The following is a 13,069-nucleotide window of genomic DNA, read 5'->3' as shown; positions in this document are numbered from 1 at the left end:
CCAACATCAGATCCAAGCCTTGATTGTTTGGTTCTTTATTATCAAGAATAAAGAACAAGCCCTTCGGCGGCCAGCCGAGGCAAGCCAAGCGCAGCGGGAAAGATCCCTATCCGCCTAGCGGCACCTTTCCCCGAAGGGCGTGTGATAAGAACTTTACTCACCTAGCGATTAAAAAACATCAAACCATAGGTCCTGAATCAAGTTCAGGATGACGATCGCTTTAACCCACCGTTCGTGGAATGACGTATAAAAAAGGTTCGGTGTTCATTGATAGCATTAGAGAAAAACACAGGAATCTTTCGTAACTCACGATAACAACCTCGCTATGGCCACCCTGCTTCCGGCATAGGAGATGATGGAAGGAGAAGCTGTTGAAATTTTTGCACCAATGTTCAAATTTCCTCACAACCCAAGGTAGCGCGAACGGCTCCTAAAACAAATCTTCATTACAAAGCAAATCGAGCCCTTGCGCTACCGCCAATTAAATTTCGACGCGCTAATCCAACATCAGATCCAAGCCTTGATTTTTTTGTTACTTTTTTGATCAAGCAAAAAAGTAAGAGCTCTTCGGCGGTCAGCCGAGGCAAGCCAAGCGCAGCGAGAAACCCCCTATCCGCCTAGCGGCAACTTTCCTCGAAGGAACTTTGCTCACCTAGCGATTAAAAAACATCAAACCATAGGTCCTGAATCAAGTTCAGGATGACGATCGCTTTAACCCACCGTTCGTGGAATGACGTATAAAAAAGGTTCTGATTTTATTTAAGGCACTAGACAAAAATGCAGGAACCCTTCGCTTCGCTAGATAGCAACATCGTTATGGCCACCTCGCTATCCGGCCTAGGAAATGATGGAAGGAGAAAACGTTAAAGCTTCTGCAAAAACTTTCACCCAACCACTACCCAAGGCAGCGCGCACTCCGCGATTTTTCATCGCGGCTTGTGCTGCCGCCCTCAAAGCTTGAACGAATTTATCCGACATCAGATCCAAGCCTTGATTTTTTTGTTACTTTTTTGATCAAGCAAAAAAGTAAGAGCCCTTCGGCGGCCAGCCGAGGCAAGCCAAGCGCAGCGGAAAAACACTCAGTTCAAAAACCACGCTGCGAGCAACCCTCTAATGGAGTAGAATTCCAACTCAATTCCCATCCGGCTTTACCAAACTACTTCTCGGACTCTCAGGCCACTTCCAAACCGAAGGATCATCAGGCGTTGATGGATTAAATTTAGGTAAATCATCAACCAAAAATTTCATTAAGCCCAGTTTCTGATCCTGAATACCCAAAATTACACATTGCGCAATTTCGTAAGCACCGTAGGGATTAAAGTGCGTATTATCGGCCAATGGCTTGTCTTGACCTGGATAGCTGTTTGCGGGATAGTGGACCAGTGCCTTTTTAGATTGTTCCTCGCCCAGCGCATTAAATAATTGAGCAGTCATAGCGTTCAGGTCAATCAATGCTACATTTTCATCTTTTGCTACCTTTCGGGCAGCCTCCGGGAAATCACCTAAAGTGTTCTGAACTTTCCCCGTCGAATCAAAAGATCGCCTGCTAGTTGAGGTCACAATTACTGGAATACCACCCTTTTTCTTCGCTTCTGCAATAAAGATTTTCAATCTCTCGGTATAAGATTTATAAGCACCATCGTTGAGGCCCCTATCTTTCTGATCATTATGCCCAAATTCGACAAAAAGGTAATCACCAGGTTTCATCACACTTATTACCTTAGTCAATCGCTTACTACCAATAAAAGAGCCGAGTGTTAAACCAGATTCTGCATGATTGGCAATAGCTACGCCAGGTTTAAAAAACCGAGGAATCATTTGCCCCCACGATGCCCAAGGCTCATCCTCCTGGTTAACTACGGTAGAATTTCCTGCTAAAAACACGGTAATCTGGTTTTCTACCTTTTTAATTTCTAAAGCTGCTAAGGCAGTTTTACCATCAAATTCCAGGGTAAGTTTATCATCCCAATCCAGCTTTGTTAATTCACGAGGTTTTAAGGAAACCACCTGTCCACCTGTGATATTTCTATTTTTGATATTTACGATGAAGGATTTAGTTAGAAACTGACCACCTTTCGTTATCACATTTTCTAACATTAATCTACGCGATTCGGCTTTTACAGTGGTTGAGGTCGGTTCTTTCTTATCGCCTAAAGTTACCGTAACCAGGTAATTTCCTTCAGGAACTGCAACTGAAAAGTAAAAGGGTTTTTCGCTTTTTACTCCATCTCGTGTCAAGGCATTTTTCCCCACATGATTTACCGCCACCACATTAGAACCGAAATCGAAGCCATATTTTTTGCCATCTTCAAACCGGGTTTCTGGAAGGATGCGGATAGAATTTTTTGCCGTTTTACCCAAACCAAAGTCAAATTTAAAGCTGGTTTGTTGTGCAAATGATGCATTAAAAGATAGCATCATCAAAATATTGATAAAAAATATTCTCATCACGTTCATGGGCATTTCATCAGTTTATAAAGGTTAGCGCAGCATTTAAATGGCATGTAAACGCGTAATCATGATAGATAAACGTCGTTCTTAAAATTTGGTTAGCGCCATCTAAAAACATTGTAGCATTCAAATATGCACAAAGTTATCATTCAAGCCATCCTGTAGTTACCCGTTCAACTGCAACATTAACGAAATCGCCATTGGCTAAAGCATATTGATAATGCTATGGTAGAATTTGCTCGATTTTGCTAACTGATTATCCCTCAAAGCATTTAAGGCAAATTTAACTTTATGCACTTTCCGCTTACTTAGGTTGAGCTGTGCATAAGGAATGAAGATGAATACCTGGTCTGCCGACGATCGATTTTCGGGAGCATGTTGCTGATTTGCTGCAAATACTTTCCCACTTTCGCAACAATAAAGATTGTAGAAGTTTTTTAACTCCTTCCCATTTTCGAGGTAAAAACAGGTATTAACCAATAAATCTGCATTTGTATTGAGAAGGTCCTGCAGTTTTGGATAAATTTTTATCCCTTTTTCCTGATTGTAAACCGCATTATAAATTACTTTAGCAGCTAAAACATTCGAATTTTGCTGTGCGCTTAGCTTTACAGAAATTAATACAAGCAAGAATAGAAATGATAACCTTTTCATTTTGAGGAGATATGCCACAAAGCTAGCTCAGGCCAATGTTAATTTAACCTGGCACATCCATTATGATCGAAAACTGTAAACTTATTGCACAGTATTCTACACATCTCACCCTTTCTAACTAAAATCTGTGAGAATCTGTATAACATCTGTGCTGTACTTTGTCTGATAAAACGGATAAAAAAGAAAAAGCCCTTCAATCCTGAAAGGGCTTTTTTTAGTTGTCTATCCCTATAAGTAGGAGCCCAAAACTAGATAATCACTTTTATATTTTAGGCGTATGAATAAAGTGAACAAAAAAAAAATCAGTTCATTTTTAGCATTCAGCATGAATAGAAGCTATAAAGAAACTTAAGCTACTGTTATTCAACACCTTTAGTTGTCGTTTTAATACTATAGAGCGACTTCGAAGCGGTAATAAAAAGTGTATCACGATTTGGTCCGCCAAAGCAAATATTTCCACACCAATCTTCAGGAACATCAATATGGCTAATTTTCTCTCCATTTGGTTTATAGATATCAACACCTTTTCCGGTAATGTAGATGTTTCCATCAATATCCAATGTCATCCCGTCTGATCCCTGCTTAAAAAGAAGTGTTTGGTTACTTAAAGATGCATCGCTATTAATGTCATAACGATAAGTAACATCAGCTTGTCGATCGGCAACATACAAATACCTCCCATCCGGTGTTCCAACAATACCATTCGGCCGGACCATTTTATCAGCAACTATTTTTGCGGTCTTTTTCCCTTTCGGAAGATAATACACCTTTTCGCCGTTAAGTGCCGAAGCTTTTCTTATCCAGTAATTACGCTGATAATAAGGATCGGTGAAATAAATACCACCTTTTGCATCTATCCAGAGATCATTAGGTCCGTTTACTTTTTTCCCCTCATAAGTGGAGAATAAAACCTTTATTTTTTTATTCATACTGATAGACCAGATTTCATTTTGTTCATCTGCACATACAATTAGGTTGCCTTTTTTATCAAAATAGGTTCCGTTTGCCCTTCCCGATTTGTCCATAAATAAGCTTAATTTACCTGCCGTGTCATATTTCCAGATCTGATCATTCGGTTGATCCGTAAAAAAAATATTCCCTTGTTTATCTACAGACGCACCTTCCGTAAACTCGAATTGAGAAGAAATCAGCTTTAGGCTATCCTGTATAAAAACAGGTTTCATGGATTGGGAAAATGCGGTTGTACTAAGAGCTATAGCCAGCATGATAAATAAATATCGTTTCATAATTTCAAATTAGGGATCGCAAAATGGAGATAATTTTCCCGTCTCGCAAGTAGGTTTGCTTATGCGAAGTGAAATGCAGATTTAAAATGGAATCATTTTTCAGTGCATCAGCCAGTAGATAAGCCTATTATTTAACATCTCAAACCAAGGGTTACGGCCCGAATGATGGACTTACCAGTTTAAGTCTGTGCAACAATACCTTCATTACTGCTGTTTGAAAAATTGGCTCCCGCATCAGTTTTACGCTTTATTTTCTAATTTTACACTTTATGGAAAACAAGACCATCGCCCGTACTTTACGGTTTCTATCGCAGTTAATGGAACTGCATGAAGAGAATCCCTTCAAAATAAAATCAATTGCCAATGCTTATTTTAAAGTAGACAAATTACCTTTTGCTTTGAAAGATAAGCCGATCGAAGATATTGATAAAATAGAAGGGATTGGTAAAGGTTTGGCCTCAAAAATCATCGAACTGCTTCAAACCGGTGAACTTAAAGAACTGAAGGAAATTATTGGCCAAACGCCAGATGGTATTATCGAAATGCTGGGCATTAAAGGGATTGGTCCTAAGAAAATTCTCATTATCTGGCGAGTACTCGGAATTGAAAGCATTGGAGAACTCTATTATGCCTGCAACGAAAACCGCCTGATTGAGGCAAAAGGCTTCGGCTTAAAAACGCAGGAAGAGATAAAAAATGCCATTGAATTTAAACTTGCTGCAAACGGGCGATTCCTGTACGCAAAAGTAGAAGGCTTTGCCAATAGCTTGTTTGCTCAAATTTCTGAATGGCTGATTACGGTAGACAATCATTCTTCTTTGGGTTTTGCCGGACAATATCGTCGTGCCTGCGAGATTATAGATGAACTCGAATTTGTAATTGGCGCAGAAAATATGGAAAATGTACAGGAGAATTTACCTTTATTTAATTCCCTATCGCTCATTGCGGGCGAAGATGCCTTTTTTGCTACCACTGAATCAGGTTTAAGAGTGAAAATTTTCGTCGCAGACAAAGCAGACTTTTATCTGGAATGGTTTAAACAAACCGGAAATAGTGATCATGTAGAAAAAGTACTTCAGCTTGCTGGTAAAGGACCATTTGCAAACGAAAATGAAATTTACAGCAAGGCTGGATTAGCATTTATTGAACCTGAACTACGTGAAGATGTAGATATTATTGAACTTGCTAAAACCAATCAATTACCTGTTTTAATTACCAACGAAGATTTAAAAGGCAGCTTGCACAATCACTCTACCTGGAGCGATGGCGTGCATACTTTGGAGCAAATGGCCCTGTATTGTAAGGAGGTATTAAACTTGGAATATTTCGGAATTTGCGACCACTCCAAAACAGCTGTTTACGCTAAGGGATTAAATGAGCAACGGGTATTTGGTCAACAGCAGGAAATTGACGAACTGAACAAAAAACTAGCCCCTTTTAAAATTTTTAAGGGCATTGAAAGTGACATTTTAAGCGATGGTTCTCTAGATTATTCGGAAGAGATTCTAAAAACATTCGATTTTGTGGTGGCATCTGTGCACAGCAATTTAAGAATGGACGAAGCTAAAGCTACTAACCGCTTATTAAAGGCGATTGAAAATCCACATACCACTATTTTGGGCCACCCGACAGGCAGATTATTGCTCAGTCGCGCAGGTTACCCCATCGATTATAAGAAAATTATAGATGCCTGTGCCGCTAACGGTGTAGTAATTGAGATTAACGCAAACCCATTACGTTTAGATTTAGATTGGCGCTGGCACCGCTATGCATTAGAAAAAGGCGTATTGCTTTCCATTAATCCGGATGCACACAGGACAGATGGTTTCCATGATACACGATTTGGCGTATTGGTAGCCAGAAAGGGTGGTTTAAGCGCTGATAAATGTCTGAACGCTTTTTCTCTAGCCGAGATAACGGCGTATTTTGGCAGGAAGAAGGGTTAGGTTAGGCGGTGAAAAAGGTTAGTATGGGTAGAGGGGTTAGAAAAGTTTAGTGTGGGTTAGAAAAGAGTAGTATCGGTTAGAAAAGGTTAGCATGGGTTAGAAGGGTTAGTATGGGTTAGAAAATGAAATCTCAGTTATTATAATCCTTTTATCTGTGTAGTAAAGATGGTGTGGGTTAGCGGTTAGAAAAGGTTAGTATGGGTTAGAATCGGTTAGTGTGGGTTAGAAAATAAATCTCAGTTATTATAATCCTTTTATCTGTGTAATCCATATATCTGTGTAATCAACCCGAAGGTATCAATCCGAAGGCATCAACCCGCAGGAAAAAAACCTATGTAATTTACCCGAAGGAAATCTTTTAATATCTTTGCCTCATGATCAGTGAAATTGCCAACCGCATATTTAATGAAGTAATTACAGATTATCACCAATTTGATGATATCGACCAACCTGTAAACAACCTGTACGATGCCGAAAGTTTAGAACACCTTTTATACATTAAAAACTGGATCGACACGGCGCAATGGCATATGGAAGATGTGGTTCGTAATCCAAACATCGACCCGGTGGAAGGTTTAAGCTGGAAAAGACGCATCGATGCCCAAAACCAGGTCCGTACCGATATGGTGGAGTTTATAGATGGTTATTTCTTGAATTTATATCAGGGAATAGTGGCTTTACCTGATGCCAGAATTAACACGGAAAGTCCGGCGTGGGCAATTGACAGACTTTCAATTTTAGCTTTGAAAATTTATCATATGAAGGAAGAGGCGGAGCGCGAAACCGCTTCAGCAGCGCACCGTGAGCAATGCGGAACTAAATTGAATATTTTATTGTCGCAACGCGATGACCTTTCCACCAGTATCGATGAGCTCTTAGTGGATATCGAAGCTGGAAAAAAGTACATGAAAGTGTATAAACAAATGAAAATGTATAACGATCCAAGTTTAAACCCGGTGTTGTACAAGAAGGATTAAAGCAGAAAGCAGAAAGATTAAAGCGAAAAGATAAAAGCTAAAAGATTAAAGCTAAAAGCAGAAAGCCAGGTAAAACGCCCTATCTTGATACTTGATACTTACTACTTGATACTAGGGAGCAAAAAGCGAAAAGCCTAAAGCAGAAAGCCATATAAACCGCCCTATCTTGATACTTACTACTTGATACTCGCTACTTAATACTTATTACTTACAACTCTCTACTTACCACCCCACACCTACCACTCAACACTACAAAACCCAATGCCATCTAAAAATACAATTATCGTTTTACGTTTTTCGGCAATGGGCGATGTGGCGATGGTGGCCTCGGTTTTAAAAGAATTTGTTGCGCAAAATCCAAAAAAAGAGATTGTTATGGTAAGTCGCGAGGCGTTTAAGCCCTTCTTCAACGACATTCCAAATGTAGTTTTCCATGCCATTCAACCCAAAATCATTCACAAAGGTATTATCGGGTTGTATAAGCTTTACCAGGAACTGCGCAAATATCAGCCAACTGCAATTGCCGATTTGCATGATAATTTACGCAGTCGTACGGTTTGCACTTTCTTTCGCTTAACAGGTGTAAAAATTAAACGCCTCGATAAGGGTAGAGCAGAGAAAAAAGCACTGACCCGTTCAGAAAACAAAATCTTTAAACCACTTCGCCAAACTGTTGAGCGTTACGCGGATGTTTTTCGGAATTTAGGCTTTACCCTTCATTTGAGTCATCTGTTAAAGCAAAATTCTCAGAAATTACCTTCAAAAGCGACTAAATTATTTAACCAGCTGTCAGTAAAAAAAATAGGCATCTCCCCTTTCGCACAGCACCTTTATAAGGTTTATCCTTTAGAAAAAATGGAACAGGTAATTGCTTCTTTGAGTTCAATGGATTTCGAACTTTTTATTTTTGGAGGTGGAAAATCAGAACAAGCCATTGCTGAAAACTGGGCGAATAGTTATGCACACACCCACAACTTAATTGGAAATTTCGACCTTACAGAAGAGCTTGCCATCATCTCCAATCTTGATATCATGTTAAGCATGGATTCTTCTGGAATGCACATGTCCTCCCTGATGGGTATACCCGTGGTTTCAGTTTGGGGGCCAACGCATCCTTATGCAGGTTTTTTAGGTTACGGTCAATCAGAGGATAATTGCGTACAGGTCGACCACCCGTCAAGGCCGAATTCAATTTATGGAAACAAACCGTGTAGGTGTGGTGTTGAAAATTGTATGGACTTAATTGAGCCACAAACTATTGTAAATAAAATTAAAGACAACTTAAATGGCTAAGCAATTACTATTGGTTCGGCACGGTAAATCGGACTGGGGAAATTTAGATTTAAAAGATTTTGATAGGCCATTAAATAAACGCGGAAAAGAGAATGCACCGGAAATGGCCGGGCGTTTACTTAACAAGGGTTTTAAGTTTGATTTAATGGTGAGCAGTCCGGCGAAACGTGCAAAAACAACCGCTAAATATTTTGCAGAAGCTTATAAAACTGAGCAGATCCAGTTCGAAGAAGCAATTTATGAAGCAGACTCCAAAACATTGCTTCGCATAATTAACAGTTTAAATAATGAAGCAAATACTGTTATCATGTTTGGTCATAATCCAGGTTTTACAGATCTGGCCAATGCGTTGAGCGATGCTGATCTTTATAATATTCCTACCGCTGGAATGGTACTGATTTCTTTCCCTTTTGAGTCATGGACAATGGTAAGTAAGGGAACCGGGGAAATGATTTTCTTTGATTATCCGAAGAATAGTGATGAGATGTAATATTTGCCACGGAAACAGAGAATATATGGAAGTTGTCAGTGGGGTTTAAAAAAATAATCTTTTCGACCGAAGCTGAGAAATCCACAAAACTTATGTGTTAAGAACCTATTCCAAATCAGTTAGTCCGAAATAAACCGTCATTAATACAAATACTCAATCAAGCTCAAAGGGCATTGCAGGGTGTAATGAGGAATGATATTTTTTGCCACGGAAACACAGAATACACGGAAACAAAGTGTAAACGGAAATTTTCTATCAACATTTCTTATGCAGTGGATTTACCATCCTAATTCTACAGCCTGCCATTCATAACGAAATGAAGGATTCCCAACCTATTCCCGCCAGTTATACTGCGTGTAGCGAAAATCTCTATCTACTACAAAACTTCGACGTTTTAAATAAAATCATGAATCTTACTAACGGAATACTAAATTTAACTATATTTGATCCTATATAAAACGAAAGTCCGGCAATAGACATTTCGGTGAATTCATAACCTCATCTCCTCTGGTTATTTCATAATTCGTATCGCCGGAAGATTTATCCATTAAATTATCTGTACATGAATTTTGATTATAATACTACTCGAAGCCATTTGATATTATCTGAATATGGCCGTAATGTTCAAAATATGGTAAAATACATTTGTGAGTTACCAACTATTGAAGAACGTAATAAATATGCCCAGGCCGTAATTGACCTGATGGGCTTCCTGCAACCGCATTTACGTGATGTTGCCGATTTCAAACACAAGCTTTGGGATCACTTACACATTATTTCTGGCTATCAGATTGATGTAGATAGTCCATATCCTAAGCCATTAATTGAAAATGCTTACGTTAAACCTGAGCCTTTGGCTTATCCTCAACGACGGATTACTTATAAACATTATGGCAAAACGGTTGAGGGACTGATTGAAAAAGCCATGGGAGAACAAGATCCGGACCGTAGAAAAGTAATGGTTCAGGGAATTGCAAACTTTATGAAAATGGCCTATGTAACCTGGAATAAGGATAATGTTTCTGATGAAACGATTATTAAAGATCTAAAATATCTTTCAGGTGGTTTATTATCTCTTGATGAGGGAGTTAATTTAGCTAAGGTCGAATTCAGGGCGCCAAATCCACGCCAGAATAACAACAATAATAACCGTGGCAGAAGCAACAACACCAATAATAACAACGGAAAAAACCGACAAAATAATACTAATAACAACAACAATCGCGGAAGAAGTAATAATAAACCTAAATATTAAGGAGAAAGGTAAAAAGGTAGAAGTCAGAAGGTAAAAATGGTTAACCTAACTTACTGCTTGATACTCACTACTCAATACCCGATACTACTTAACATTAAACACTAGATACTCACTACAAAAAAAATATATGAACGCATTTGAGATCACTGGCGGCATTAAATTAAAAGGCGAAATTACTCCTCAGGGTGCCAAAAACGAAGCTTTGCAAATTTTATCAGCAGTGTTACTTACAGAAGAAAAGGTAACCATCAGCAATATTCCAGATATTAAAGATGTAAATAAACTGATTGAATTGTTGGGCGACCTAGGTGTTGTTGTGGAGCGAATTGATAAAGACACTTACACTTTCGAGGCTAAAAACATTGACTTAAATTTCTTTGAATCTGACATTTTCAAAGCCAAAGGCGGAGGATTACGGGGTTCAATTATGATTGTTGGTCCACTTTTAGCTCGCTTTGGCAGAGCGGCTATTCCTAAACCTGGAGGTGATAAAATCGGCCGTAGAAGACTGGATACGCACTTTATTGGTTTCGAAAAATTAGGCGCAAAGTTCGTTTACGATAGCAAGAAAGCATTTTTTAATGTTGACGCGACAAACTTACAAGGTGCGTATATCCTGCTAGATGAAGCATCTGTAACCGGCACTGCAAACATTGTAATGGCTGCCGTTTTAGCTAAAGGAACAACCACCATTTACAACGCCGCCTGCGAACCATATTTACAGCAACTTTGTAAAATGCTAAATCGCATGGGTGCAAAAATTACAGGTATTGGTTCGAATTTATTAACCATTGAAGGGGTTAAAGTTTTAGGTGGTACATCACACAGAATGTTGCCTGATATGATTGAAATCGGATCTTTCATTGGTATGGCAGCCATGACAGAATCGGAAATCACCATTAAAAATGTTTGTTATGACGAGCTGGGTGTAATTCCTGAAGTATTTAAAAAATTAGGAATTAAATTGGAACGAAGAGGTGATGATATTTATGTTCCATCTCAAAAACACTATGAAATTGACACGTTTATTGATGGTTCTATTTTAACCATTGCCGATTCTCCATGGCCAGGTTTTACGCCTGATTTGTTGAGTATCGTTTTGGTAGTAGCCACACAAGCGAAAGGAAACGTATTAATTCACCAGAAAATGTTCGAAAGTCGTTTATTCTTCGTTGATAAATTAATCGACATGGGTGCGCAGATTATCCTTTGCGATCCACACCGTGCAACGGTAAATGGTATCGACAAAAAATATAAACTGCGTGGAATCAGTATGACCTCTCCTGACATTAGAGCAGGCGTTTCATTGTTAATTGCGGCTTTATCTGCTGAAGGTAAATCTACCATTTATAATATCGAACAGATTGAGCGTGGTTATCAGGATATTGATACGCGTTTACGTGCCTTAGGTGCGCAAATTAAGCGTGTGAATGCTGATGCGCCAAGCCATTAAGAGACTAAAGCAGGAAGATCAAAGCAGGAAGAACAAAGCTGAAAGACGAAAGCAGAAAGACTAAAGTAGAAAGACCAAAGCTGAAAGATCAAAGCAGAAAGAACAAAGCTGAAAGACGAAAGCATAAAGCTGACAGACTAAGCGCAAAGGCAAAAGTAGAAAAGCTTAAAGGCTGAAGCTAAACAGAGCGCCCGGGTAATATTTTTTACCTGGGCGTTTTGCGTAAAGAGTAGATTAGACCGATCAGAATCAAATCTAAATGAGCCATGCATACAACTTATTTGAGCCGTACAGAAAACCACTATTGACTTTGATAACTGATCTTTGTGAGATGAAAAACATTAGAAAAATTCAATTGGGTAAGAACGGCCCGCTAGTTTCCAAACTTGGTTTAGGCTGTATGCGCATGTCTTCTATCTGGGGTGGTTCTACACCTGATAAAAAAGAAAGTATTGCAACAATTAATGAAGCTTTGGATTTGGGAATCAATTTCCTGAATACAGGAGACTTTTATGGTGCAGGTCACAACGAGTTGCTGATAGGGAAAGCAATTAAAGGGCGTCGAGACGATGCCTTCGTTAGTGTAAAGTTCGGTGCTATTTTTCATAACGGCCAGGCATTAGGAATAGATTTGCGCCCTATTGCGATTAAGAACTTTATCAACTACTCCCTTACCCGACTGGGTATTGAGACTATCGACCTTTACCAGCCCTGCCGAATGGACAACAGTGTTCCCGTTGAGGATATTATTGGCACAGTTGCAGATTTGGTTAAAGAAGGAAAAGTCAGATACATTGGCGTATCCGAGATTACGGCTGAGCAATTGCGTCAGGCCAACAGCATTTATCCAATCAGCGCGCTGGAAATTGGCTATTCACTTGCCGACCGACAGATAGAAAGGGAATTGCTCCCGGTTGCAAAAGAATTAGATATTACAGTAGTGGCTTTTGCAAATACAGCCGAAGGTTTATTAACTGGCGAATTGAAAGCACCACTTAATGAAAATGATTACCGCAACCATTTCTCCCGTTTCCAAGGTGATAACCTCATGCATAATCTGGAAAAAGTTGAATTTTTAAAACAAATGGCAGGCAAAAAGGGCATTAGTCCGACGCAACTTGCTATTGCGTGGGTGAAAGAACAGGGCGATGAAATTATGCCACTTGTGAGCATGAGTCGTAGGTCGCGCTTGCCAGAAAACATGGAAGCTTTAGATATTGTATTTACACCGGAAGAAATGAACACGTTAAACACTACATTTGCAGTTGGCGCTATCCGTGGCGAAACTTATTTACAACGGTAA

Annotated in this window: 10 protein-coding genes; 7 read left to right on the top strand and 3 right to left on the bottom strand. The window is 39.3% G+C overall.

Translation table 11 applies throughout. The annotated features are described in order from the left end of the window. Nucleotides 1-1,131 precede the first annotated feature (1,131 nt). The 3 genes from SOM16_RS19585 to SOM16_RS19575 all read right to left on the bottom strand — a co-directional run bounded on the left by SOM16_RS19585 (nt 1,132) and on the right by SOM16_RS19575 (nt 4,352). Nucleotides 1,132-2,448: a rhamnogalacturonan acetylesterase gene (locus tag SOM16_RS19585; protein WP_320465687.1), complete on the bottom strand. Its 1,317-nt coding sequence runs from the start codon at nt 2,446-2,448 to the stop codon at nt 1,132-1,134. A gap of 207 nt (nt 2,449-2,655) precedes the next feature. Next, nucleotides 2,656-3,105, bottom strand: a complete 450-nt coding sequence (locus SOM16_RS19580; protein ID WP_320465686.1) for a hypothetical protein — start codon at nt 3,103-3,105, stop codon at nt 2,656-2,658. Nucleotides 3,106-3,464: 359 nt separating this feature from the next. Then, on the bottom strand, nt 3,465-4,352 hold the full coding sequence (locus tag SOM16_RS19575; RefSeq protein WP_320465685.1) for an SMP-30/gluconolactonase/LRE family protein: 888 nt from the start codon (nt 4,350-4,352) through the stop codon (nt 3,465-3,467). Nucleotides 4,353-4,621: 269 nt separating this feature from the next. On the opposite strand from SOM16_RS19575, the gene SOM16_RS19570 reads away from it, so the two are divergent. The 7 genes from SOM16_RS19570 (at nt 4,622) to SOM16_RS19540 (ending at nt 13,069) form a co-directional block, all read left to right on the top strand. After that, nucleotides 4,622-6,298 (top strand): helix-hairpin-helix domain-containing protein, encoded by a 1,677-nt coding sequence (locus tag SOM16_RS19570; protein ID WP_320465684.1) that lies wholly within the window; start codon nt 4,622-4,624, stop codon nt 6,296-6,298. Nucleotides 6,299-6,672: 374 nt separating this feature from the next. Then, a complete protein-coding gene (locus tag SOM16_RS19565; RefSeq protein ID WP_320465683.1) occupies nt 6,673-7,275 on the top strand; it encodes a DUF4254 domain-containing protein in 603 nt (200 codons plus the stop codon). A gap of 261 nt (nt 7,276-7,536) precedes the next feature. Then, nucleotides 7,537-8,568: a glycosyltransferase family 9 protein gene (locus tag SOM16_RS19560; RefSeq protein ID WP_320465682.1), complete on the top strand. Its 1,032-nt coding sequence runs from the start codon at nt 7,537-7,539 to the stop codon at nt 8,566-8,568. Next, nucleotides 8,561-9,058, top strand: coding sequence for a SixA phosphatase family protein (locus SOM16_RS19555; protein WP_320465681.1), 498 nt, complete (start codon nt 8,561-8,563; stop codon nt 9,056-9,058). The genes SOM16_RS19560 and SOM16_RS19555 overlap by 8 nt, the downstream gene beginning before the upstream one ends. 562 nt (nt 9,059-9,620) lie before the next feature. After that, a complete protein-coding gene (locus tag SOM16_RS19550; protein ID WP_320465680.1) occupies nt 9,621-10,313 on the top strand; it encodes a DUF4290 domain-containing protein in 693 nt (230 codons plus the stop codon). Nucleotides 10,314-10,440: 127 nt separating this feature from the next. Further along, nucleotides 10,441-11,766 carry a UDP-N-acetylglucosamine 1-carboxyvinyltransferase gene (murA, locus tag SOM16_RS19545; protein WP_320465679.1) on the top strand — a complete coding sequence of 442 codons (1,326 nt, stop codon included), beginning with the start codon at nt 10,441-10,443 and terminating at the stop codon, nt 11,764-11,766. A 331-nt stretch (nt 11,767-12,097) separates the two neighbouring features. Then, nucleotides 12,098-13,069, top strand: coding sequence for an aldo/keto reductase (locus SOM16_RS19540; RefSeq protein ID WP_320465678.1), 972 nt, complete (start codon nt 12,098-12,100; stop codon nt 13,067-13,069).

The organism is Pedobacter sp. CFBP9032 (genome assembly GCF_034045265.1).
Lineage (GTDB): Bacteria > Bacteroidota > Bacteroidia > Sphingobacteriales > Sphingobacteriaceae > Pedobacter.
The sequence above is the reverse complement of the archived record's forward strand: the minus strand, read 5'-3'. Positions and strand labels throughout refer to the sequence as shown.

Coding starts and splice junctions, on each gene's coding strand:
- SOM16_RS19585 (WP_320465687.1), bottom strand. CDS start 2,448: ATGAGAATATTTTTTATCAATATTTTGATGATGCTATCTTTTAATGCA.
- SOM16_RS19580 (WP_320465686.1), bottom strand. CDS start 3,105: ATGAAAAGGTTATCATTTCTATTCTTGCTTGTATTAATTTCTGTAAAG.
- SOM16_RS19575 (WP_320465685.1), bottom strand. CDS start 4,352: ATGAAACGATATTTATTTATCATGCTGGCTATAGCTCTTAGTACAACC.
- SOM16_RS19570 (WP_320465684.1), top strand. CDS start 4,622: ATGGAAAACAAGACCATCGCCCGTACTTTACGGTTTCTATCGCAGTTA.
- SOM16_RS19565 (WP_320465683.1), top strand. CDS start 6,673: ATGATCAGTGAAATTGCCAACCGCATATTTAATGAAGTAATTACAGAT.
- SOM16_RS19560 (WP_320465682.1), top strand. CDS start 7,537: ATGCCATCTAAAAATACAATTATCGTTTTACGTTTTTCGGCAATGGGC.
- SOM16_RS19555 (WP_320465681.1), top strand. CDS start 8,561: ATGGCTAAGCAATTACTATTGGTTCGGCACGGTAAATCGGACTGGGGA.
- SOM16_RS19550 (WP_320465680.1), top strand. CDS start 9,621: ATGAATTTTGATTATAATACTACTCGAAGCCATTTGATATTATCTGAA.
- murA (WP_320465679.1), top strand. CDS start 10,441: ATGAACGCATTTGAGATCACTGGCGGCATTAAATTAAAAGGCGAAATT.
- SOM16_RS19540 (WP_320465678.1), top strand. CDS start 12,098: ATGAAAAACATTAGAAAAATTCAATTGGGTAAGAACGGCCCGCTAGTT.